Below are 24,410 nucleotides of genomic sequence, written 5' to 3' on the forward strand. Positions count from 1 at the left end.
TGAACAGTAGTAATTCTATTTAGTTTTCTTAAATGAGTAATCAAGTAAATTTTCAGTGACTAAATCTTTTATTCATTACTTTCCTTATTTTATAAAGCTCCAACCTCAATGGCAATACTTTATAGAAAAATTGCCATTTTAGTTTTTCAAATGTAGGCAATTCCATGGCATTTAAAATGCTTTCGAATAAATTATATTCCTCAAAATCTATGGCTGTAGCCATAAAATACCGTTTTAAAGAATAGGTAAGCAAGTTCTTTTTCTTCAGGTTTTGCAACACCAACAAGATGGCTTTGGTGTATGATTCTGTCCTGACTGGGTCATTTTGGTAAAATTCGCCCGTCATTGAATTGAGGTGCTTTCTGTTGTAATATAAAACGTTGTTAATAGTGATTCCTTTGAAATTTTCAGATATAATCCTGCTATAACATTCCCATTCTTCAGCATACAATACCGTTTCATTAAATCGTATGGTGTCGAAACATTTTTTTTTCCACAATACGGTACAGGAAGTCAAACTAATTTTCTGGGTAATTACTAATTCAATATTTCCTTTTGCAAGTGATTTCACTATTTGAATCGGGTGGTTCTGCATAACAGGAATCTCTTCTGTAAAAGAGGACTTCTGATAATGACAAAAATCAACAATATTTGTTTCAATAACCTCAAGACTTGTTTTTAAATTATCCGGATGCACAATATCATCATCATCAAAAAATATGACACAATCGCCTTTAGCCAAATCCAATCCATAATTTCGGCAGCCGGGCAAACCTTTTCTATAGTTATCTGAACGTTTTAAAAACTTGAATCGATGGTCTTGCTCCAGAATTGGCGTTATAATTTCTATTGTCTTATCTGTGCCGCCATCATCAATTATTAAACATTCCCAATCTGTAAAAGATTGATTTTTTATCGTTTGTAAAGTTTCTACAATAAAGTGTGCTCTATTGTAAGTTGCCATAATGATGGTTACTGTTGGTTTCATTTATTAAAAAGTGATTTTATAATTCCAAATTGTTTAAGTAATACAGTCTTAACTTAAAATCAATCTTTTCAAGGATTTTGGCTGTATTCTTTCTTTCTAAAGCCAATAATATACAAAGAATACTCAATCAAGTCCTCATACTACTCCTTGTACAATTCTTTGTGTTTTATATAGAGCATCCTTATGGCTGAGCCATGCCGTTTCAAAGCAACAATTCTCATTGAAACAGGGTCTTGTCTAATTCAGACAATTCTATTTTAGGACATCTTCCAATTTTTTCTTTGACAATACAATTATATAGGCTCTAAAAAAGAGGGAAACTATTTTTTTTCCAAACAAACTGCTTTCAATTTCAGACAACATTTTATAACGGTTTGTTTTCATAAGCGGACTAATAAGAACTAATTCTTTATAGTCGGAAATAAATCCACTGAAATATTCCTTCAAAACTTTATTCCTTTCATCCGAAAAATCAAATTTTGAACTTATTCCGTCTAAATAAAAGGTTGTTAATGTTTCCTCTACTTTATAATAACTGCAATTGTATTTGAACAATGCCAATATAAAAAACTTCCAATCCGAAATTATCTCAAATCCTTCATCATAAGGCCCTACTATTTCAAACAATTGTTTCTTTATAAATGTAGCTGGATGTGGCAAAGAACCGTGAATAAAATGAGAAAACGCCAACCTTTCTGGATATTTACTTATCCTTGAATTTGCTTTATCCACAAAATTTAAGTTAAAATACACCAAATCTTTTTCAACTAAAAATTTATGATTTTTTTGCAAAACATTATCACTATAAAAATGATCACCGCTATTCAAGAACAGCAAATACTCGCCGGTTGCCTTCATAAAACCTTTGTTCATCGCATTGTAAATACCATTATCAGGCTCACTAACCCAATAGTCGATAATATCGCTCTGACTTTCTAAATAAGCTGCACTGCCATCGGTGGAGCTGCCATCAATGACAATATATTCAAACTCTTTCCAGGTTTGATTAACCACGCTCTCTACTGTTCTTTTCAGTCCTTCGAGGTTATTGTAGTTGATGGTTATTATGGAGAGTTTAGGCATTGTTAGTTTTTAATTATTAAAGAAAACTTCGTACTCTGTGGCTATCATTCAGACATAAAAAGCAATTAGTTTAAAACACATTTAAAACTTTATGTAAACATATAAAAATATTAATATTAAATCAATCTTGATTTAAAAACGAGGCTCATAATTTACAATATGAGGTTTCCAAAATTCAAAATCATATTTTTGCCAAGCATGACAACCCATTGGTAAGTTTTGATTGTTAATCGCAAACAAATAGCTTGGGTTTACTTCAAAACTGAATTTAATGGCATCATCAAGAGGTGCAATATTAAAATCTTTAATATGTTTTGGAATTACATAGGATATAAACCAATCTTCATTAAAATGCAGCGAATTTTGAATCGTATTGTTTTTTTTTCTCCAAATATTAAAATAATCTAATGGCATTCGGATTTTATTGCGAAAGCGTCTTTTTTTTGATACACCAAAATATTCATGCTCTTTAAAATAAATTCTATGAATTGCATTTCTCATAGAACTTATTCTTCGCAATGAAAACCCCGAATTCCCTACTCCAATCATTTCATTTGAAACTGGTTTTTCATAACCTGAAAACCATGGCGCACCTATATAATCATATTTTTTTTCACACCAAAAGTCTAATTCATCTCTAAAAACAAAAGCATCCAATTCATAAGTCAATAAATAATCAAATTCTTCAAACAAACTGTAAAAAAAATCACTCAACTTTAATTTATTATACATTACAAGACTACTTTGCCATCGAGGATTAATTTCAATTATTTCAAAACTTGAAACAACCTTTTTATATGCTTCCAAATTAAGACCTTTAGGAATAACTACTTTTATGGCATGTTTATTTAAAATATCAAAACACTGTTTAAAAGAAATTAGCTCATCATTAGATGGGTTTTCACTATGAACTGGAATGACTACCACACAAAGATTATTGTGTTTCATTTTATTAAATTTATTGACTTTTAAAATATCCAAATCCTTTTTCTTACTCATGTCCTGTTAGAAACACTTTAATAGTAATTTTCAATCTATTCATAATCTTAGATAACAAGGACTTATCAACACTTGGATTTATAGCATTTTTATTTTCCAATTGATAATAAACTCTAAGTTTACTAATGTGTTCTATCTTATTATTTTTCAACAAATCATTGTATAAAGAAAACAAATATTTTAAATCAGGCCTACTTTCAAAATTATATCGAGTTAAATAAGAAGCTATACTACTGGAATTATCATATTTATAACCACTAAAATGAAAAAAACGTAAAGGATATTGCTGATTAATACAAAAAATCTCTTTCTCAGTATTTGTCAATATTCTTTCATGCAAATTCCAATTAGCCATATTATATCCCAAATGCTTTATTATATGATAATTATCCCACATTGCCGGAACATAATTAATCCAAATTTGATCATAAAACATATTTTTGCTAAAATCACAAAAACCATATTTCAACACCCTCTCATCCCACCATTTTATAAAATCTTTTATTTTATCGTACCTAGCCAATGCAATAAAACCAAGATTATAAACGCCTCCTCTTAAAGTATGATAATCCGTAGGCGCATAATCATCGTCAATTGGTGAACAAATATGGGGGGTTAGTACGATATCTCTCGAATCAAGAATTGTGATAACTTCTTCAAAATAGCTAGTAACTAAAATATCGGGATCTATATAAATGAGTTTATTCGCATTGTAATTTGTAAAAACATGTTTAATGAATGTTGGTTTTACTGCCGTATTCAGTTCAATAATATCATATTTTTTTACAATATTTTCAAATTCTGGAACTTTAATGTCTGCTACTTTAATTATTTCAAAATTATTGAACAAACTATAATCGAATGATGAGTCCAACTCATCTACTAGACCAATTATAAATTTCCAGTTAGGATGAAATTCTAAAAAAGAATCTCCCAAGGTTTTGGCATGTGCCAAATAATTATTGGAACAAATGGTAAAAGCAATATTCATAATATATATATATATTTTATAATACTCAATTTTTATCTAAAGATTCAACATTCTCTTGGAATCTATTTAATACTTATCAAATACTTTTTTTACTTTCTCTAAATAAGCAGTCCCCCATTTTTGGCTAGGCTCTAAATAATTTCCTTCTGCCCATTCATTCCATGCATTTATAAAAATAAAATTTTCATCTTCAGAATATGGAATAAAATCAGTGACAAGTTCTGTCAGCCATTTTTCAAATAATTCTGGCGTTGCATTATCTAAAATTAATGTCGGATTATTTTTTCTTCGTGCGCTATTGTCCCAACCAGCAACTATATTTGGAAACATTTTGAATGAAAATTCTTTTAATGACTTTATATTACTGATCATAAACTCATAATCCAATTTATTTAGTGCTGGTTTTAAACTTTCATCCTTATATCCTAAATTACGTTTTATTTTTTTTACAATTCTTTTTGACAAACTAACTTTCGAGTCACTTTGGTTCATTCGTTCAATTTCATTGAAAACACTTTGCCTTCTAATTCCAAAAGGTTCAAAATCAATTGCCGCATCAAATCCTTCTAATAAAGTATCCCATCCTTTATGATAACTAAAAACGGCATGACATAGATATAATTCTAGTCCATTCTCAGCAGCCAATTCTCTCCATCTTTTTACAGTTTCTGTTACATTTGGAAATAAAAATGGTTTGTAAACAATAAATACTGGTTTCTCATTAACCTTAATATATCTTGAATCTTTAAAAAACGGAATCAGATACTTTAAATGATCAATATCATCTTGGGTAGAATAGCTTTGCTCCATCAAAACTTGTTTATCTAACCCATCCCAAGTTCGGGTCCAATTTTCATTGGCCCAACACATCATAAAAGGCAAATCTTCCTTTGGGTCTTTTAGTTTTCTATCCAATGGTTCGTATAACATACGCTTACCATTAAACCAATAATGATAATAGCAAAACCCATGTATTCCGTAAGCTTTTGCCAATTGCTCTTGGGCTAATCTTGCTTCTTGCAATCGCAAATCATAAAAACCCAAATCGGCAGGCAAATGGGGTTGATAATGTCCTTCAAAACGAGGCTTGGCTTTTACAACATTAGTCCATTCCGTAAAACCTTTTCCCCACCACTGGTCATTTTCAGGGATAGGGTGAAATTGTGGAAGATATATAGCAATAGGCTTTATTTTGTTTGGCATCTTAATTATTAATTGCTTTTTTATAAACTTGAACAGTCTCTTCTAAATTCTTTTCCCAAGAAAAAAATTTAGATCGTTCAAGAGATTTGTTCGTTAATTTTTTTCGCAATTCAGAATCATCTAAAATTGAACATATTTGATCACTTAATAATTCCACATCAAAAGGATCAATACAAATACCAAATCCCTTAACAACTTCAGGTAACGATGCTTGATTTGATGAAATTACGGGAGTTCCACATTGCATTGCTTCAATTATAGGCAAACCGAAACCTTCATAAAGAGACATATACACAAAACTCAATGCATTTGAATAAAAAACTGATAAGTCAGCATCAGGAACATACTCTATAAAATGAATATGTTTAAATCCTTTATACTTATCTATACTACATTTTTTCATTTCTATACTATCAAATGTTCCTATTAAAACTAATCCTAAATCAGAATTTTTACTATCATTAACTACTTTAATATAAGCCTCAATAACATGTTCCGTATTCTTATATTTTTGATTTCTATTTAAACACAATAAATATTTTTCAAACTTTAAGTTATATTTTTCAGATAGTACTGAAAATTTTGTTTCATCTAAATTCGGGAAAAATATATTTTTATTAGCTCCTAAATAAACAGTTTCTATTTGACTTTCGTCTAAATCCTTCCTGTAATTCAATAATTCGGATTTAGTAAATTCAGATACACATATAACTTTTGTTTCTCGATCTATTGAATCATAAGCCGGTTTTAAAAGCTCTACAAAACTTGGAGGTGCCAAATCAGGTCTAGTAAAAGGCATTAAATCATGAGAGGTAAAAACTCTTTTAATGTTTTTATACTTTTTTATCTCATTAGGTATAGCTTCAAGTGGGGAATGGTAAATATCCATCCTTTTTATCATATTTTTATCAAAATGATTTAATTTTAAAAATTGCTTAGTACTCCAATTTTTAATTAAATAGGAATCAGCTTTTGAATTCAAATAATGGAGTATCTTGAATATTTCAGTTTGATTATTTGCTATTTTATTTTGAGGGCTTGAATATTTATTTTTTTCGATAAATGCAGCTAAATTATTAATTATAGCTCTATCGTATTTGTTTGAAGAATAAAATAAATCAACTTCATTAGAATTTTCAAGCCGTTTGGTAAGCTCATAAATTACTCTCAAACCTCCATGCATTACATTTTGCTTCAAATGAGTACCAATCCAAGTAGCGTCGAACAATACATTCATATCAAATTTTATAATTTTAAAACTTATACTAGAAACTTGATTCTCTTAATTTTGCTTTTTTCAACTCTGCAATTTTCAAAATATCGACATCTGATTCTGAGTGTATTGCAATTACATCATAATGCCAATCATAATCATGTATATCTCTTAAACACAATTTAATCAACTCTTCACGATTTAAATAACCTTCTTTTAATTCAAAATGACTAAACTCGCCGTATTTATTAAACCATAAAAATCTATTATATCCAAATTTGTTAAGTATTTCAAAATGCTCATTAAAATCATTTTGAGTTTTTTTTATCATAATGGGATGCCATTCGAAAATAACAAAAGGTTTATAAAGCTGTAATATTTTACCACTCCCTTTTAATATTTTACCATCATAGCCATCAACATCTATTTTTATTATATCAACTCTTCCTTTTAATTTATCAAACAAAAGTGTATCTAAACTTATTGTTTTAACTTTTTCTTCTCCAATAGCACTTGCTGTTCCTAAATGAGTTTTTATCAAACTACTGATTTTGTTATTGTCAGATTCACTTAGCATCACATTAAACAAGTGACTTTCTGGAAAGTATTTTTTATTTTCTTTTAAATATTTAAAAAACTCAAAATCACCTTCTATGCAGTAAATTTTTCCAATTTTGTCAGGCAAATTCTTTATCAAAAATAAATTAGTATCACCAACAGCTGAACCAATATCTATTATACAAAGTTCTCGATTATATAACTCATAAACCGAATCGACAAGTTGCAATAATGGATTGTTATAATTTGGAAACAGCCTGGCATAAAGAGCATATGAATTGCCATTATTAACTTTAACTTTATAACCATGAATGGTAGTTGATACAGCACCAGAAAAGATTTTAGATGAATAATTCCAAAGTAGCAACCAACATTTTCCCAAAAAACCTTGCTTGTCTCTTAATTTATAAGTCTTTAATAAAAAATTATAAATTACACTATGATAGATATTAATTTTCATTTCGAAATTATTCTAATTTTAAAAAATCCCATTTATAATTTGGCACAACAAATCCTTCTCTGTCTAAATCTCTTTTATTAACACCTAAATCCTCAATTTTAATTGATATTTTATCTTCTAAAATGTCAAAAAGTTTAGTTCTTGAAACGAAACAAGCAATAACCAAATTATAACTACCCGGCATAAGAATATTTTTTGATATGTCAGCAATTAATTTATACCTACCTTTTTTAATGACTTCAAAATCATTATCATAATCATGTAAAGAAGTTGTAAAAACAGCAATACCCTCAGTATTTACAAACTTAATTGAAACTGTAGAATTTCTAATACTATTAATAGCATTTAAAAAAATATTTATTGTAAAATCCTCACCCGAGGCAATTTGATTTGTAATCTGCAAATCAGAATTTGAAACATAAATTTTATCAAAAAATAAATCACTATCAGTTTTAATTTCTCTTTTCCATTCAGCACTTAAATCGGAATTCAGTAATAAATAATTAGAGATTATACTATTAATGTTATTTATCTCTTTTATCTTCCCGTTTTCCAGTAAAATTCCCCTAGTACACAAACTCTTTACCGCTGCCATATTATGACTCACGAACAAAACGGTTCTTCCTTGACCTTTAGAAATATCCTGCATCTTCCCAATGGCTTTTTTCTGGAACTCGGCATCACCTACGGCCAAAACCTCATCAATGATTAAAATATCAGGCTCGAGAAATGCAGCTACGGCAAAAGCCAAACGCACATACATTCCGCTGCTGTAGCGTTTTACGGGCGTGTCTATGTAACGCTCGCAACCTGAGAACTCAATAATTTCGTCAATCTTGGAGGTGATTTCTTTTTTGGTCATCCCCAGAATGGCGCCATTCAGATAAATGTTTTCGCGTCCCGTCATTTCTCCGTTAAATCCAGTCCCTACTTCCAGCAAAGAGGCAACTCGCCCACCAAATTTTATGTTGCCTGTGGTTGGTGCCGTAACTCGTGATAAAATCTTTAACAGTGTAGATTTTCCCGCTCCGTTCTTGCCTATGATACCCAAGATTTCGCCACGTTCCACTTCAAAATTAATGTCTTGCAAGGCCCAAACATAATCACTTTCTCCTTTTGTGCTTCGGTCGTTGGTATCTCCTATTTTTAGATAGGGATTTTCCTTGCCACGCACTTGATGCCACCATCGGTTCAAGTCATGTGTCAACGTACCTGTACCCACTTGCCCGAGGCGGTATTGCTTGGAGATGTTTTCGGCTTTAAGGATTATGTCTTTCAATTGGATTGTTTTTTTTGCCGCTAAGGCGCTAAGGCACAAAGTTATTTTATTTTTTTTCTTATATGAATCTTATATGCCTTATATGCTAAACTTTTTTAAACCATATAAGTATTAAGGCAATATAAGGTTTTTGGCAATGGATTATGAATATAGGATTTTGAAATTGGGATTATTTGAAAAAATTCAAGAAAAACCATTTTATGCTCCGCAATGGTTTCAATACTGCCGCCCCTAATTTATAATCAATCGTGTTTCTAAATTTATTGATTTCCGCTTTTTCTAAATCTGAAACCGTTAAAAGCCGATCGATCAAGTCCTCATAATGCGTACAATAAATGTCCTTGTTCTTGATATAAATGTATTTTTGGGTGGTGTTGTGTTTCCTGTTCATTCCCGCACTTCTGGAAATAATGCTCTGCCTATAAAAAAACAAAACCTCTTCAATGATATGCACTTTCCACCCCAAGGCGCACACTCTTAAATAAAACTCCCAATCTTCATAGCCGTTTTCCGGGTTTTCATCGTATCCGTCCGCTTGTTCCCAACATGCTTTCCGAAATAGCGAAGATCCATTATTTGCCCCATTATGAAACAAAAAATCAGCAACAGATTGTGCAGTTGATCTAAATACCTGTAGCTGTTTTTCGTTGGTGAAATACCTTCCCCAACTGCTCACGATGCCTATTTCGTCATTATTTTGTATGACGGTAAGCGCTTTTTCAATAAAGGTAGCTTCGTACTTGTCATCGGCATCTAGGGTAAGGATGAATTCGGCTTTTGCCTCTTTAACCCCCAAGTTTCTGGCACTGCTAACGCCCCCATTTTCCTTGTATAAATAAATAAAACGAGAGTCTTTAAACTCCCATTTTTGTGCAATTGCTTCGGTATTATCCAGACTACCATCGTTAACAATAATACATTCCCATTTAGTATAAGTTTGGTCATATAAGGATTGCAGGGCTTCGTCCAAGTATTGGGCTTGGTTGTAGCAAGGAACAATGATGGAGACTTTAGGCATAGGCATACGTTTTAAAACGTCTATTTTTTTTATTTGGCTCTGCTATAAATATTATGAAACATAAACTAATGTCGTTTCTTTAAAAGGTTTGTCAAGTCGAGCGCAGTCGAGACTCAAACGCTAGTCTCGACTGCGCTCGACTTGACAATATTAGTTATTTTAATCATTTAAAAGCATAAATCATCCCGGTAATTGGAGTCAAATACCTTGATATTACCCTGAAATTATTTTTAATTAATATATCTTCCAGAATAGTGGATCCTTTATCATGCCATTCAATTAACAATACATCAATGGCAACCAATAAATTCGTGTCATTCAGTTTTTGCAATATCTCATATTCAGCACCTTCACAATCTATTTTTAAGACCATTTTCTGTTTGGAGTGTTTTCCAATCAAATCAGGAAGTATATCGCTAATGTTCTTGATATCTATTTCAATTTCTTTGGCGTTATTCCTGTCAATGACAAGGCTTGAATCTAATCGTATACCACAGTTGCCTTTTGCTTGTGAATTATACAGCACTTTCTCCACTCGGGTGGAACCGCCCAGTCCAAAATTGAATGCTTCGATTTTATTGGAATAGGCTTGATTCAATTCAAGATTATACAATGCTTGAGTATAGGTTATTACAACAGGCTCAAAAGAATATATTTTTACTACATTTTTGTTTAACGCAAAAAACAAGGAGCTGATCCCTATATTCATTCCTATATCAAAAACAACGAAGCTTTCATTTGACAGTAAATTGTAATCTTTTTCGATGAATACTTCCTTCACTATAAAAAACTCTTCAGGAGATTCTATGTATAATTTCAAATCATTAAAACTGGCTAAAACGCCATCCTCATGACGCTCCAGAACAAGCTCCGGAAAATATTTTTTAATTTCAAATAAATAAGGAGCTGATTTAAAAACTAAATTATGAGGATCATTCTGAACTGTAAAACTTCGCACTAGATTTTTTAAATCCTTTTCTTTCTTTGCTATATTTGAAATTTTGTAACCCAGTTTTTTTAATACGCTATGGATGTATTTTTTCATTACATTATATTAAATCTTTACTTTTTATTCGAAATTCCATTTAAAAACTGAATAACTGCGACTGAACACGAAGTACTATTCACTAAACCGTATCAATGAAACTCTTCTCCGTCTTATTAAAAATTAGGACTCCTATAAAAAACACAATCACCGTGACTAAGAAAGTATAACCCAATCCCAAATAAGAAATATGCCCTACATTCAACAACATATATCGGGTGGTTTCTATAATATACGCCAACGGATTATACTGAACGAGCCAACCATAAGTAGGCAGTTTTTCTTTAATTAATGCCATAGGATACATCACAGCCGACAAATACATCAGCAATTGTACTCCAAAACCAATCAAATTACTAAAATCCCTGTATTTGGTTACCAAAGAGGAAATAAACATTCCCAATCCCAATCCTAAAACGCCCATAATTACTATCAATAATGGAAAAAACAATATAGATCCATTTAAGCTTACTGTTGCTCCTTGAAAATAATAATAAATATAAAAGGCAATAAATATGAAAAATTGAATTCCAAATTTAATCAAATTAGAAATCACAATTGATATAGGCACAATCAGCCTGGGAAAATAGACTTTTCCAAAAATTCCTGCATTACTGCCAAAGGTATTCGAGGTTCCCGTAAGACAAGCGGTAAAATAATTCCAAACGGTAATTCCTGCCAAGTTAAACAAAAACGGCGGAACAGTTCCGGTATCAATTCCTGCTACATTATTAAAAATAATGGTAAAGGTAATCGCGGTAAACAAGGGCTGTATCAAGTACCAAAGTGGCCCCAGGATAGTTTGTTTGTAAACGGTCACCACATCTCTTTTTACGAAAAGCATAAGCAAATCCCTGTATTGCCAGACTTCCTTCAAATTAAGTGAGAAGAATTTATTTTTTGGTGTTATTTCAAACAGCCAAGTGGTATTTGTATGTTCGGTGTGACTCATGGGTTTATGCTAAAATCCTAATTATTGATTTTATTTTCTCGTGCGTGTTTTCTCGAGCGCAGTCGAGAGACTTACTCAACTATTAACTAAACAGCATCATTACGAAGCAAATATAAATAATTTGCTCTTGGTATTGCATTAAAAAACAGCATCATATCGTATTTATTTTCGAGTATTATCGTCTACTTAATTACTACGTAGAATCAGAACCAATATAAAAAAGTAAAGTTCTGGATATGCTTGGCTGCTCTAACTAACAGTATGGAGCCAAAGCCTATTTATTAATAAGAGTTGTTTTTCAGCGAATATACTATTCATTTATAAATAACAGCAATAATTAGCAATCTATCGACATATTAATACTTGGAAAGCTTATCCATCTATTTTTGGCTTAATCCATTAATAGTCTACCCTAAGTTTTATGGAAGAGTCAGTTCGATTTTATAAATTAACTAGAGCGTTAATATTGTATCGAGAACCATATGAAAGCTAAAGTACCCGTGAGTTCGAGTGGTTTTTAAAGCTAAGATAATATCCCTAATTAAACAACACAAATAGCTTTAAAATTATATTGAGAACTCCTTAAACAACTTCTCAATACATTTTTGACTTAAAATAGCGACCGCATTTCTACACAATCTTATCGAGAACGAGTGTTTTTAAAAGTCCTATTTAAAAGTAAAGTTCTAAATTTTCAGCTCCCTTTAGGGCAGGGGTAAAATAAAAATCCTCATGTAAAAGTAAAGTTCTAAAGGATCTCCATTCTCTGTCATACTGATACCAATATTATTGATTTCTAATAACTTCACATATTCATTACTACAATATTGTGTCCCTCTATCTGAATGATGCATTAATTGTAATGATTTTTTATGTTCCGTTGAAAGATTTAGAATTGCCATTTCTAAGGCTTGAATAGTTTCAGATGTTTGCAAACTACCTCCTAAATGGTAGCCAATAATTTTTCTAGAATATGCATCGGTAATAAAACTGATATATAGAAAACAGTCTTTAATCTTCCAATAAGTAATATCACTTACCCACAATTGATTGGGAGCACCAGGAACAAAGTTTCGAATAAGATTTGGATATTTCTTGAATCTATGGAATGAATTAGTCGTTAAAGTTTGTTTTTTTTCTACGTCTAACTAAAAGATAATTAGCTGATAAAACATCATATAGTCTATCTCTACCCATTTTTATTTGATGCTCTAATAAGAAAGGTTGTAAAAGTTCATATAACTTTCTTCCTCCCATATGACGATGATTTTTTCTGATTTTTAATACCTCACAAAACAATTAATTCATCTTCAGAAACAAGTTGTTCTTGATACCAAAAATGTTGATAATATGCCTGTCGAGTTACACCAAGTAATTGGCAAAATTTGCCTAAACCAATTTTAGGATAATTGTGTTTCATCTCCTGAATTACTTGGTATTGGACTTTTTTACAATTTTGATTTTAAATTCCTGTTCAGCTATCTCAATCATTTTTCGATAAGTCTCAGCTAAAAGTCGAGCGTCTTGAAGCTCTCTTTTTAACTGTGATACAGATTCTTTTGCTTCTCTATCAGATAATTTGTTTGTTTGATCTTTCATCCTGGGCAAAGGTACAATACTGGGAGTTGAATAATCATATCCAATATCTCTTAACCAATATGTTAAGCGTAAATTGCCGATATTATACTTATGTTCAATTTCTCGCCTTGTTGATGTTCTAGTTAAAAATTCATTACAAACAAACCTTTTAAATTCTTCACTATATTTTGATTGCCATTTTGATGAAGATTCTTTTGAATATCTTTCCATAATTTTACACTTTTGTGTAAACCTATTTTCGGACAAGACAAGTTCTGTTGATAAAAAACTCACAACCTTACAATATAAGAATATTTTTTTTTTACAAAGTCCGAGAACATGGATCTTTCATCACTCAATTTTAAATATTCAATTCGCGAATCACACACCATACTGTTTGTCCCTGCCATTATAAAAATATAGGTTTGAGGTCTTAATCAAATCTATAATCACAATGCGGTGGTATGAAATTCTTATAGCAATACCAGTTATAATTATTGGTGTTTACATCCGGGGTAAAATCTTCGAGTATAAAAGGAACTGGTTTAAAAACGATAGTTGGAGCAACGGGAAAAAATAAAAGAAATTCTATATATTTGTATTATGCACATTGAAAGTATCATAGCAACAATAGCTTCTTTAGCAGCAATTTATTCATTTGCCAAGAACGACACGTCGCTATTTTACCTTTTAAAAAAAACTTTTTTTGACCCATATTTGCCCCATTAATTTTTTATCGGACGCAGAAATCCTCTATATAGCAAGCGATTGAGCTAAAAAAGGATTCGAAACTCTAACACTCTTTCTTGAAAAGAAACTTGATTTTTTTATAGAAAATAGACTTTAGAGCCTGCGAAATAATCAATACCACTTTACAATTATTCTTTTCAAAAGTTGTTGAAAGGTTTATAAAAATCACTGTTTTTTGCAAACAAAATTGCAAATGGCCTTTCGTAAGTAACTGATAATAATAGCTTTCTTGTTTGATTACTAAAAATTTGATTTTTTCTGCAAAGATTTGCAAAGAAGATGTATTTCAATAACCCCAAAACCTATCGATATTCTTCATAAAAGTTCGCAAAGTTTACAAAACTGCAAAGAAACCTGCAAAGAAAACACTTCCAAACTCTACTCGCCCTTATATTTTTACCTCGAAGACGGAACTGCATTCCGTGACTGTCTTTACAAGATATAAAACTTATGTTATCTGAGAACATAATAGAATTAATTATTGATTAGACCACTCGTTACTTAATATATGTATTAAGTACATCTGTAAAATTAAGTTTTCAAAATCATTTAAAATAACTTAAAGTAACTTTTTTGTAAAAATAAGATATTTTTTAAATACTTATTTTTACATTTGTGTAAAAATAAGAACTATTATGAGTTTTGATACTGTTATTCCAACATCCAAACGAATAGAACGTTTGCAATACGAAAACCCTTGGTGGGCATCGGGCAATGTGCAACAAACCTATCAAGATATGTCTAAAAGATTGTATTTTGATTTGTTCTATCCTTTTGTAAAAGAAACCGACATCAAGCGAGCTGTAGTCCTTATGGGACCACGCCGTGTGGGGAAAACAGTAATGATGTATCACACCATTCAAGAGCTAATCAAGGAAAACATTGCACCCCAAAAAATCTTTTTCATAGGCATTGACAATCCTATTTATATGCACCTGAGTTTAGAAGACATTCTGCTCTTGGCAAAAGAAGCCGTGCAATTAAATAACCTAGAAGGTTGTTTTGTTTTTTTTGATGAAATTCAATACCTTAAAGATTGGGAACGCCATCTTAAAGTATTGGTAGATTCTTATCCAAAAACCAAATTTGTAGTATCGGGTTCGGCTGCTGCTGCCTTACGCTTGCAAAGCTCCGAAAGTGGTGCCGGTCGTTTTACCGATTTTATGTTGCCACCTCTTACTTTTCACGAATATATTCATTTAAAGGGTTTGCATCATTTGGTGCAGCCAAAAACTATACTGTACAATGGCAAAGAAATTCCTTTTTTTATTACCCACGACAACAAGGTATTCAACAAAGAATTTTTTCACTATCTGAACTTTGGCGGTTATCCCGAAGTGGTCTTGTCAGAAAAGATACAAAGTGATATGGGACGTTATGTAAAAAATGATATTGTAGATAAAGTATTACTTCGAGATTTACCCAGTTTATATGGCATCAAAGACGTGCAAGAACTAAATAGCTTTTTTAGTTATTTGGCCTATAATACAGGAAATGAATTTTCTTTTGAAAGATTAGGAAAAGACAGTGGTATTGCAAAAGAAATTATCAAAAAGTATTTAGAATATCTGGAAGCGGCATTTTTAATTAAAGTAATTCATAAGATTGATGATAACGCTAAAAAGTTTAAAAGAGTTACCAGTTTTAAAGTCTATTTAACCAATTCTTCTTTACGAACCGCTTTATTTACACCTATTGTAGAAACGGACAAAGAAACGGGCAATATGGTCGAAACCGCTATTTTTTCACAATGGATGCATCGTGAAAATCTCGATTTAAAATATGCCCGATGGAAAATGGGACGCTCCGAAGGCGAAGTGGATATTGTATTACTAGACAACAAATTATTTAAACCGCAATGGTGTGTAGAAATCAAATGGAGCAATCGTTATGTGGAAAAACCACAAGAATTGAATAGTTTAATCTATTTCTGCAAACAAAATAATTTTAAAGCCACATTGGTAACTACTATTGATATATCAGACAACAAAACCATAGAAGAAATAAATATAACCTACGTTCCAGCAGCCGTTTATGCTTATAACATAGGAGTTAACACATTAGAAATAAAATCTAATTGGTAATAAAATGCTACCGACCCGCCCGCTCGAAGAACTTAAAACGGAGCAAAATACAATTAAACTCCGTTTCTATTCGCCTTTATAGTTGCCACTTCAGAAAATTACGGTAAGAATTTAAGCGTTGTCCACAGGAAGTGATCCCGGAGCCGAGTTTGAAACACGAGCGACTGGGGTCACGATAGGAAAATACGTCCGATGATTTTTGGGATAAAAATATTCAAGCTTGAAATTGAAGATTCATGAATACCAAAAAACAATAATAACCCATGAATATTTTTTGTTTCTTTTGAAATCAAAGAGTCACGAACTCCCATAAATTATTAACTCGTGAGTAATCAAGACAAAAGAAAAAACACTCTTCATCAATAAAAATATCCACTTACCCTAATGTTACATTCAACCCCGTTTATCCCGAAGTTTCGGGACTTTTAAGAGAGGTTTATTTTTATTCTACCTAGAGTTTAGAAAAACATACTTCATCAAAAAGTCCGTTTTAGGTCCTTAAAAACAGGTTTTTAAATAAGCTCTTAATTTTCCTTCTTGTTGATGTTAACTTAGGCTTTAATGGATGTTTTTTTTGGAGGAAATATTTAAATTGTATTTTAAATCCCATATATTTACTTTCTAATTAGCTAAACGTATATTCGTTTGGAGCTTTTTATCCCGACGCTTCGGGTAACTGACGTCAGTAGCAAACTGCTCTCGAAACTTAAAAAAACATAATGGAAAAATACTTACGACAATTAATTTCAATAGAATTTGACGATAAAAAAGAAATTTTTAATGGTTTTCTTATTGATTGGACTGAAGATTGGATTTTACTTAAAAATAATCCTGTTGATTTTATAATTGATGGCTATACGATATTAAAAAACAAAAATGTAAAGTCAATTATTCAAGACAAGGATCATGAATTTACAGAAAGAGTAATTAAGCTTAAAGGGTTAAAAACAAGTGCAGAGGAAATAATTCCGCTTAAAGATTTGTCTTCAATTATAAATTTTCTAGCGAATAAATACGAGATTTTTCAGATTACAAAAAAGTCAGATAAAGCTGTCTATCTGGGTAAACTCATAGAACTAAATGAGGAAGAACTGGTAATAGATTTTTTGGGAACCGAAGGGAGATTTGAGGGTGAAATGAGTTTTAAGCAAAAAAAAATAAGAGTTATAGAATTTGATACTGATTATATCAATTCTTTGAAACTAATTGTTGACGAAGAAAATAAAAAGTAAGTAGCTGATACTAAAAGGCATTTGACGAGATTTGGCTTTAGTCTTTAGGGAAAGTTAGGTTTGTATCAGTCAATGAGAACCCCAACCCCGGGTCAAGTGTAAAGCAAGAGCAGCTGGGGTCGCGATAAGAAAATGCGTCCAATGATTTTGGGATATAAATATTGAGGCTTGAAATCGAAGATTCATGAATACCAAAAAACAATAATAACCCAAGAATATTTTTTGTTTCTTTTGAAATCAAAGAGTCATGAACTCCAATAATTTATTAACTCGTGAGCAATTAAGACAAAAGAAAAAAGACTCTTCATCTACAAAAATAGTCAAAAAGAGCAGTAACTTTCTCCCATATTTGTTCATCATTTATCGACGCAGTCAACAGTTGTAAATTTATATTTCACACGTTCAAAATCTATAGGTACGCCTTTAACAAAATAAGAGGCACCCATAGTGGTTTCTATTTTCCCATTGCCTAAAATGAGTTCGTTACCTCGCTTTAGAAATGCCATTGGATTTTTGTATGTTATTTTATCATACGTTCCCTGAATAAATGTGTAGCTGGCAAATAAAGTATCTCCACGGAATTCTCCGGCGATTTTCCCAACCTTTTTCGGCAAATTAAAAAATTTCATCACCATATCTCCGGTTATTTTTCCATTTTTTAAAGTATTCATTTTTAATTCAATAGTATCTTCTTGATACAACGCTTTATAGCACTGTACGTCTATCGGCTTTTCAACCTGAACGACTTTTGGACTTTGATTTTTTTTACAACTTTGAAATCCAATACAAGCAAGCAGCAAACAAAAAAGGCCTAGATTTTTCATAATAGGAAATATTTAGTTAATAATTGTGGTAATAGCAATTGCTAATTTACATATAAATAGCATGCAGTAGTACAGATTTGGTGGTAGTAAAATTATAAATGATAATATTCAAACGCAATAGTAGTTTCTTTTTTGGTTTCACCATAGTCTTCTAGAACAGTATTACCTACGAAGTAAATCAAGTCGTTTTGATTCACAATATAATTCCACACAATATTGCCAACCTGACGGAGGAAGACACAAGCGACAGCGAATCTGCGAAGCAATCTCCGCAAGTAGCTCGACGTTCAACCCGCCCTTATAGTTGCGAGACCAGAAAATCACGGTAAGAATTTTAACATTGGTCCCAGGGAGTGCCCTCCCCGAGTCGTGTGTGCAACCCTAATTGCCTATAACACTCCCTAAACCAAAAATCCAATTTCAATCGCTGAACACTGTTATAAAAGGAATAAATATAATTTACCCAAGTTAAAAATCAGTAACTTTATATGCTCCAAATAAAATTTAAAACACTTGCAATAAAGGAGTTATATCGTTTGAAATAAATCTAAAAAAGGGCCATGGACAATCAAAATCGTATGCACGAATCGGTTGGCAGAACCTGATTAACTTTGGTATTATCCCTTTCGAATTCAAAAACAAAGATGATTTTGACAAACTGGGACAAGGTGATGTGATAAGAATAGAAGGACTGAGGTCCGCAATAAAAAACAGGGAAGTTTTGAATGCAACAGTTATCGGAAAACAAATGATAATTCCGCTCGTCTTAAATATAAGTGACAGGCAAATTGAACTGATCTTAAAAGGGGGAGCTATAAATTATGTAAAGGATAAGAAGAATTTGTCATAATTCCTACGGAACCCAACCTAATGCTGAATGTCACAAATTACAAAATGATTTAACTTTCAAAAAAACAAATTTAACTTGCTCGCAATTTGTAGTTCGTGCTATTGTCCTGAAAACATTTTATCGGATCGTTTTTGCATCTCCTCAAAACTCATATCTTCTTTGTGGGTTGTTATCATCCATTTATATCCAAAGGGATCCATTACATGTCCAACCCGGTCTCCATAAAACATGTCTTCAATTGGCATTACCATCGTTGCACCTGCATCAATCGCTTTCTGAAATACTTCGTCTGCATCTTTTACATACAACCCAAAAGACATCGGGTTTCCTCCAATAGTTTGAGGACTTTTATTTCCCCATTCGATATTTTCATCGGCCATCATAAGTAAAGAACCCTCAATCACTATTTCTGCGTGACCAATTAGTCCATTTGGCATAAGCAATCTGCCGCGTTCTGTTGCGCCAAATGCTTTTTTGTAAAAGTCAATTGCTTCACTGCATCCTTTGAGTGTTATATAGGAATTCAATGTGTATGCTCCTGGGTAGACGTATGATGTTTCCATATTTTTTAATTTTTAAGTATTCTATTTTTGTCTGTTGAAGTTTTTTTGACATTAGCATACATCACTAATAATTATTTAAAAATCAAAAGTTTAACAATTTTTAAAGCACAAAATGCTGATTACTAATTAACTTTAAAAGTACAAAAAAACATTTAAATTAAGTAGAAAATCCAAAATCTTGTTAGACCTGCTTACGGCAGTTCACATAGTAGTTACTCTGAAATCTGCAAACTGAGAACTGATTACTTTTTTCTATCTTTACGTTATGTTTTCACTATTCAAATCAAAACCTGTACTTAAGGATCTAATTCCGGACAACCATATCGATATTCACTCGCATCTTTTGCCTGGTATTGATGATGGTGCCAGAACTTTAGACGATACGTTACTACTGACCAAAGCGCTTCAAGGATTTGGAGTTTCGCAGTTTATTACTACTCCTCACATTATTCAACAGGTATGGGACAATACACAGGAACAAATTCAATCCAATGCTAAATCAACGGTATCGGAACTAAGAAAAAAGGCTATCACTGTCCCCTTTAAGGCTGCCGCTGAGTACATGATGGACGATCAGTTTGTGAGACTTTTTCAATCCCACGATTTACTGACATTGAAAGACAATTATGTATTAGTAGAAATGTCTTATATCAATGCTCCTATTCAGTTGTATTCCATATTATTTGACTTGCAGGTGGCAGGATACATTCCGGTTTTAGCGCATCCGGAACGCTACTTATTTTACCATAACAATTTTAATGAGTATGTAAAACTAAAAATGGCTGGTTGTTTGTTTCAGTTAAATTTATTATCGGTTGTTGGTTATTATGGAACCCAAATTACTAAAATAGCCGAGCAATTACTACAAAAAGGAATGTACAATTACGTAGGTTCTGATGTGCATCACAATAATCATATTTCATCTTTTAATGAAAAAGTAAAACTAAAAGACATACTGCCACTGAAAGAAGCCATTGCCAACAATCAGTTTTTTAAGTTTGAATAAATAGTAAAACATAAGTTCTGGATTTTTGGCTCCCTTTAGGGCTGGGGTAAAACGAAAATTATCTAGATTTTCAGCTCCCTTTAGGGCTGGGGTAAAACGAAAATCGATTTCATAAAATGGTATTGAGGACCTCAAACCAAAAAAACTACCGGCTACTTCATGGATCTTAAATAAAAAAAGGTTGTAAAGAACACTATTCTTTACAACCTTTTTATGTAACACTCTAAAAACAATTGTTACTTGTCTAATAATTCAAAAGTGGAATTCATACTTTTAAACTCAGGAACAATTTTTTTCATTTTCATTACAATATGATCGTTTTCATGGTGATTTGCAACTCCTATAAGCTCCTCAATATCAGCATTCAGGTTTTCAAATTCATCTAGAATCTCTTCTGCAATCATGATTTTTTCGTGGTACGTAGGCAATGTTTTTGAGGTGTCATTAAGCAACTCTTCGTATAATTTCTCTCCGGGTCTTAATCCGACAATTTGTATTTTAATATCTTTATCCGGGATAAATCCAGCCAGCTTAATCATCTTTTTGGCTAAATCAATAATTTTAACCGGTTTTCCCATATCAAAAATATAAATTTCGCCACCATTTCCCATGGCTCCTGCTTCCAAAACCAATTGACAGGCTTCCGGTATGGTCATAAAATACCTAATGATATCAGGATGTGTGATCGTAACCGGTCCTCCATTAGCAATTTGTTTGGTAAATAAAGGGACTACGGAACCATTGGAACCTAAAACATTTCCAAAACGGGTGGTAATAAATTTTGTAGCATTTTTTTCACCGTCATTCTTATTTTTAAATTGCAGGGATTGGACATATTTTTCGGCTATTCTTTTGCTGGCTCCCATTACATTACTTGGGTTTACTGCTTTATCAGTAGAGACCATTACAAATTTTTTAACCTTATACAAGCATGATAAATCGGCAATGTTTTTAGTCCCCTCTATATTAGTAAGAATTGCCTGAGAAGGATTTTCTTCCATCAGGGGCACATGTTTATAGGCTGCAGCATGAAAAACTACTTGAGGCTGATACCGTTTAAAAACGTTATCCATAGCGACTTTATTTCTTACATCGGCGATAACGGTATGAATTTTCGAATTAGAATCCAAATTTTTCATTTCTAAACAAAGATGATGCAGCGGTGTTTCGGCTTGATCTAAAATGACTACTGTTTGTGGGTTAAAAACTAAAACCTGGCGTACAATTTCACTCCCAATAGATCCTGCAGCACCAGTAATAAGTATGGTTTTATCTTTAAGCTGCTTAGAAATTAACTTACTGTCCAGTACAATCGGTTTTCTTTCCAGCAAATCTTCAATTTGAATGCTTTTTACTTTTTGGGAAATCTCTTTTTGATTTTCCCAATCGGAAATCAATGGCACTGTATATACGGTATAATTGAATTCTAAACACTGGTCCACTATGATTAATCGCTCCTCTTTTGACAAACTTTTATCAGCAATAATAACTGCCTGAGCATTCACCGAACGCATTAATGGCGGTAGTTTTTTCTTTTTAACCAATATGGGCAAATCCAACATGCGTTTGGTGGCGTTTTGGTTGTTTTTATCAACAAATCCAACAATTTTAAATCGGGAAGGTGTTTCAAATTTTAAAGCATTGGCAACTGATATGGCATTGGCATCCGTACCATAAATAATGGTTCTAATTAATTTATTTGTTCCTTGCTCTGAAAAATAAAACTCAAAAGTTTGCTTAATTATAACCCGATATAAAAACAATCCACAAAAAGAAAGTACTATATTGATAAAAAAAGCAGTATTTAAAAATGCTTTCTGTCCATACAGCAATTCATATCCAAAATTAAAAAAAAGAAATATAATAAGTACTGCCATTTGCGAAAACAAAAGCTTAACCGCATCAATATAAGAAGAGTGGCGAATAATTCCGGAATACGTTCTGAATAACCAAAAAAAGAAAATATTAACCGCAAAAAAGGAACCTATGAATAGAAAGCTATGCGGTGTAATGATATATTCTAGTCCAGTTCCTTTAAATATTAGAATGGTAAAAAAAAATGATAAAACTAAAACCAAAAAATCTATCATGATAATGATCCATCTAGGAAGATAGCTCAAATTATGAATGTTAAATTTTAAATTTTCTCTGGAAAAAAAATTAGAGCTTATAGGCGATGAACCTGAGTTATTAGTTTCACTCAAAATAATATTTTTAAAGATTACTATTTTTATTAAAAACAAAAATAAGAATTAATTAATGGATAAAAGGACACAAACCAATCCAATTTAGTTTTAAAAGCAATTAAACAACAAAACTGAATTTATCTCATCTTTTTTTTTAGAAATAACAACTCTTTTTTCTATTTTTCAAATAATTTTAAGATAACGGATTTTATGCAATTACAATCTTCAGGAGTCATATTGGAACCCGAAGGCAAACAAAGTCCATTATTGAAAAGGGTTTCGGCAATATGGTTGCCATAATATGGATAGTTGCAAAAAACAGGTTGTAAGTGCATGGGTTTCCACAAAGGTCGGGATTCAATATTTGCTGCTTCCAATGCCAGTCTTAAAGTTTCTCTCGTAATCCCATGGGTTTCAAAAGGATTTATTAGAATGGTGGTCAACCAACAATTAGAAAAATAAGTAGCATTGGGCACTTTAAAAACGGTGACACCATCGATAGCTGCAAATAATTCGACATAAAACTCATGCACGTTTCTTCTCAAGCTAATATGATAGTCCAAAACTTCCATTTGTCCCCGTCCGATACCCGCACTGATATTACTCATTCTATAATTGTATCCTATTTCACTATGCTGATAATATGGCGCAGCATCTCTGGCTTGTGTCGCCAAAAAAATAGCTTTTTCTTTTAGTTTTTTCGAATGAGCCACTAGCGCTCCTCCTCCAGAAGTAGTTATAATTTTACTTCCATTAAAAGAAAAAATTCCAATATCACCAAAAGTACCGCATGGTTGCCCCTTATAGCTGCTTCCCAAAGCTTCGGCACTATCTTCAAGAATGGGAATGGAATATTTATCGGCCAGCGCTCTTATGGCATCAACTTTATAGGGAACACCATATAAATGAACTGCTATTATCGCTTTTGGCTTCTTCCCCTTGGCCATCCTGTCTACAATAGCTTCTTCAAGCGCAATGGGACATAGATTCCAGGTTTCTGGTTCACTGTCAATAAAAATAGGAGTTGCCCCCAAATATAAAATAGGATTAGCTGAGGCTGAAAAAGTTATGCTTTGACAAATTACGGCATCACCCGCCTGAACGCCTAAGAGTATCAATCCCAAATGAATGGCAGCTGTACCAGAGTTTAAAGCAGCAACATGTCCTGACCCTAAATACTTTTCTAAATGGTGTTCAAAACAATCTATGTTGGAACCGACTGGAGCAATCCAATTCGAATCAAATGCTTCTTGGATGTATTTCAGTTCGCTACCTCCCATATGAGGAGCCGAAAGCCAAATTTTATTTTTATGCATGTCCTAAAAATTTAAAAAACACAGCAACTGTAGAAACACTATTTGATCTATTAATTTACTGGAATAAATTCGACGTAGAGTAGTGTCAGGTTGAGTCCATTCGACTTCGCTCAGGATAAACTAAAGTCGAAACCCTTTTTATTCCATTCGACTATAACTTCACTAAGCTTTTGACAAAGGGACGAAGGGTTCGATCCGAAAGGAAGAAAACACAATATTTTCAAAGTTACTA

The 24,410-nt window shown here is 32.1% G+C and carries 20 protein-coding genes; 3 read left to right on the forward strand and 17 right to left on the reverse strand.

Going from position 1 to position 24,410, the window contains the following annotated elements; translation table 11 throughout:
* Positions 1-52: 52 nt before the first annotated feature.
* The 13 genes from ACM55K_RS10510 to ACM55K_RS10570 all read right to left on the reverse strand — a co-directional run bounded on the left by ACM55K_RS10510 (position 53) and on the right by ACM55K_RS10570 (position 13,598).
* Positions 53-988: a glycosyltransferase family 2 protein gene (locus tag ACM55K_RS10510; RefSeq protein WP_416850183.1), complete on the reverse strand. Its 936-nt coding sequence runs from the start codon at positions 986-988 to the stop codon at positions 53-55.
* Between the two features lie 252 nt (positions 989-1,240).
* Entirely contained in the window at positions 1,241-2,071 is an 831-nt protein-coding gene (locus tag ACM55K_RS10515; RefSeq protein WP_416850184.1) for a glycosyltransferase family 2 protein, read from the reverse strand.
* A 132-nt stretch (positions 2,072-2,203) separates the two neighbouring features.
* A complete protein-coding gene (locus ACM55K_RS10520) occupies positions 2,204-3,070 on the reverse strand; it encodes a DUF5672 family protein (protein WP_416850185.1) in 867 nt (288 codons plus the stop codon).
* Entirely contained in the window at positions 3,063-4,061 is a 999-nt protein-coding gene (locus ACM55K_RS10525; RefSeq protein ID WP_416850186.1) for a glycosyltransferase family protein, read from the reverse strand. Before ACM55K_RS10525 ends, ACM55K_RS10520 begins: the two co-directional genes overlap by 8 nt.
* A gap of 66 nt (positions 4,062-4,127) precedes the next feature.
* A complete protein-coding gene (locus ACM55K_RS10530; RefSeq protein WP_416850187.1) occupies positions 4,128-5,264 on the reverse strand; it encodes a glycosyltransferase WbsX family protein in 1,137 nt (378 codons plus the stop codon).
* 1 nt (position 5,265) lies between these two features.
* Positions 5,266-6,501: a glycosyltransferase family 4 protein gene (locus ACM55K_RS10535; protein WP_416850188.1), complete on the reverse strand. Its 1,236-nt coding sequence runs from the start codon at positions 6,499-6,501 to the stop codon at positions 5,266-5,268.
* Between the two features lie 28 nt (positions 6,502-6,529).
* Positions 6,530-7,495, reverse strand: coding sequence for an FkbM family methyltransferase (locus ACM55K_RS10540; RefSeq protein ID WP_416850189.1), 966 nt, complete (start codon positions 7,493-7,495; stop codon positions 6,530-6,532).
* 7 nt (positions 7,496-7,502) lie between these two features.
* Positions 7,503-8,774, reverse strand: coding sequence for an ABC transporter ATP-binding protein (locus tag ACM55K_RS10545; RefSeq protein WP_416850190.1), 1,272 nt, complete (start codon positions 8,772-8,774; stop codon positions 7,503-7,505).
* Positions 8,775-8,943: 169 nt separating this feature from the next.
* Positions 8,944-9,792 carry a glycosyltransferase family 2 protein gene (locus ACM55K_RS10550; protein ID WP_416850191.1) on the reverse strand — a complete coding sequence of 283 codons (849 nt, stop codon included), beginning with the start codon at positions 9,790-9,792 and terminating at the stop codon, positions 8,944-8,946.
* A 163-nt stretch (positions 9,793-9,955) separates the two neighbouring features.
* The gene (locus ACM55K_RS10555; protein WP_416850192.1) at positions 9,956-10,837 is read right to left on the reverse strand and encodes an FkbM family methyltransferase; all 882 of its coding nucleotides are present in this window, start codon (positions 10,835-10,837) and stop codon (positions 9,956-9,958) included.
* 82 nt (positions 10,838-10,919) lie between these two features.
* Positions 10,920-11,789 carry an ABC transporter permease gene (locus tag ACM55K_RS10560; RefSeq protein ID WP_416850193.1) on the reverse strand — a complete coding sequence of 290 codons (870 nt, stop codon included), beginning with the start codon at positions 11,787-11,789 and terminating at the stop codon, positions 10,920-10,922.
* Between the two features lie 704 nt (positions 11,790-12,493).
* Positions 12,494-12,835, reverse strand: a complete 342-nt coding sequence (locus ACM55K_RS10565; protein ID WP_416850194.1) for a transposase — start codon at positions 12,833-12,835, stop codon at positions 12,494-12,496.
* Positions 12,836-13,217: 382 nt separating this feature from the next.
* A complete protein-coding gene (locus ACM55K_RS10570; RefSeq protein ID WP_416850195.1) occupies positions 13,218-13,598 on the reverse strand; it encodes a hypothetical protein in 381 nt (126 codons plus the stop codon).
* Positions 13,599-14,752: 1,154 nt separating this feature from the next.
* On the opposite strand from ACM55K_RS10570, the gene ACM55K_RS10575 reads away from it, so the two are divergent.
* Positions 14,753-16,201 (forward strand): ATP-binding protein, encoded by a 1,449-nt coding sequence (locus ACM55K_RS10575; RefSeq protein ID WP_416850196.1) that lies wholly within the window; start codon positions 14,753-14,755, stop codon positions 16,199-16,201.
* Positions 16,202-16,920: 719 nt separating this feature from the next.
* Positions 16,921-17,433: a hypothetical protein gene (locus ACM55K_RS10580; protein WP_416850197.1), complete on the forward strand. Its 513-nt coding sequence runs from the start codon at positions 16,921-16,923 to the stop codon at positions 17,431-17,433.
* A gap of 356 nt (positions 17,434-17,789) precedes the next feature.
* Here ACM55K_RS10580 and ACM55K_RS10585 read toward each other — a convergent pair whose 3' ends face one another.
* Complete coding sequence (locus tag ACM55K_RS10585) at positions 17,790-18,257, reverse strand: hypothetical protein (RefSeq protein ID WP_416850198.1); 468 nt, start codon at positions 18,255-18,257, stop codon at positions 17,790-17,792.
* A 948-nt stretch (positions 18,258-19,205) separates the two neighbouring features.
* Complete coding sequence (locus ACM55K_RS10590; protein WP_416850199.1) at positions 19,206-19,670, reverse strand: VOC family protein; 465 nt, start codon at positions 19,668-19,670, stop codon at positions 19,206-19,208.
* 265 nt (positions 19,671-19,935) lie between these two features.
* Here ACM55K_RS10590 and ACM55K_RS10595 point away from each other — a divergent pair, with 265 nt between their 5' ends.
* Positions 19,936-20,676: a tyrosine-protein phosphatase gene (locus tag ACM55K_RS10595; protein ID WP_416850200.1), complete on the forward strand. Its 741-nt coding sequence runs from the start codon at positions 19,936-19,938 to the stop codon at positions 20,674-20,676.
* A 236-nt stretch (positions 20,677-20,912) separates the two neighbouring features.
* On the opposite strand, the gene ACM55K_RS10600 is transcribed toward ACM55K_RS10595, so the two are convergent.
* Positions 20,913-22,880 carry a polysaccharide biosynthesis protein gene (locus ACM55K_RS10600; protein WP_416850201.1) on the reverse strand — a complete coding sequence of 656 codons (1,968 nt, stop codon included), beginning with the start codon at positions 22,878-22,880 and terminating at the stop codon, positions 20,913-20,915.
* Between the two features lie 158 nt (positions 22,881-23,038).
* Positions 23,039-24,178, reverse strand: a complete 1,140-nt coding sequence (locus ACM55K_RS10605) for a DegT/DnrJ/EryC1/StrS family aminotransferase (RefSeq protein WP_416850202.1) — start codon at positions 24,176-24,178, stop codon at positions 23,039-23,041.
* Between the last annotated feature and the right edge of the window lie 232 nt (positions 24,179-24,410).

This window comes from Flavobacterium arabinosi (assembly GCF_048158725.1).
Lineage (GTDB): Bacteria > Bacteroidota > Bacteroidia > Flavobacteriales > Flavobacteriaceae > Flavobacterium > Flavobacterium arabinosi.

Bases quoted from the DNA above. Each gene is read 5' to 3' on its own strand.
- ACM55K_RS10510 (WP_416850183.1), bottom strand. From the start codon at position 988: ATGAAACCAACAGTAACCATCATTATGGCAACTTACAATAGAGCACAC.
- ACM55K_RS10515 (WP_416850184.1), bottom strand. From the start codon at position 2,071: ATGCCTAAACTCTCCATAATAACCATCAACTACAATAACCTCGAAGGA.
- ACM55K_RS10520 (WP_416850185.1), bottom strand. From the start codon at position 3,070: ATGAGTAAGAAAAAGGATTTGGATATTTTAAAAGTCAATAAATTTAAT.
- ACM55K_RS10525 (WP_416850186.1), bottom strand. From the start codon at position 4,061: ATGAATATTGCTTTTACCATTTGTTCCAATAATTATTTGGCACATGCC.
- ACM55K_RS10530 (WP_416850187.1), bottom strand. From the start codon at position 5,264: ATGCCAAACAAAATAAAGCCTATTGCTATATATCTTCCACAATTTCAC.
- ACM55K_RS10535 (WP_416850188.1), bottom strand. From the start codon at position 6,501: ATGAATGTATTGTTCGACGCTACTTGGATTGGTACTCATTTGAAGCAA.
- ACM55K_RS10540 (WP_416850189.1), bottom strand. From the start codon at position 7,495: ATGAAAATTAATATCTATCATAGTGTAATTTATAATTTTTTATTAAAG.
- ACM55K_RS10550 (WP_416850191.1), bottom strand. From the start codon at position 9,792: ATGCCTAAAGTCTCCATCATTGTTCCTTGCTACAACCAAGCCCAATAC.
- ACM55K_RS10555 (WP_416850192.1), bottom strand. From the start codon at position 10,837: ATGAAAAAATACATCCATAGCGTATTAAAAAAACTGGGTTACAAAATT.
- ACM55K_RS10560 (WP_416850193.1), bottom strand. From the start codon at position 11,789: ATGAGTCACACCGAACATACAAATACCACTTGGCTGTTTGAAATAACA.
- ACM55K_RS10570 (WP_416850195.1), bottom strand. From the start codon at position 13,598: ATGGAAAGATATTCAAAAGAATCTTCATCAAAATGGCAATCAAAATAT.
- ACM55K_RS10575 (WP_416850196.1), top strand. From the start codon at position 14,753: ATGAGTTTTGATACTGTTATTCCAACATCCAAACGAATAGAACGTTTG.
- ACM55K_RS10580 (WP_416850197.1), top strand. From the start codon at position 16,921: ATGGAAAAATACTTACGACAATTAATTTCAATAGAATTTGACGATAAA.
- ACM55K_RS10585 (WP_416850198.1), bottom strand. From the start codon at position 18,257: ATGAAAAATCTAGGCCTTTTTTGTTTGCTGCTTGCTTGTATTGGATTT.
- ACM55K_RS10590 (WP_416850199.1), bottom strand. From the start codon at position 19,670: ATGGAAACATCATACGTCTACCCAGGAGCATACACATTGAATTCCTAT.
- ACM55K_RS10595 (WP_416850200.1), top strand. From the start codon at position 19,936: ATGTTTTCACTATTCAAATCAAAACCTGTACTTAAGGATCTAATTCCG.
- ACM55K_RS10605 (WP_416850202.1), bottom strand. From the start codon at position 24,178: ATGCATAAAAATAAAATTTGGCTTTCGGCTCCTCATATGGGAGGTAGC.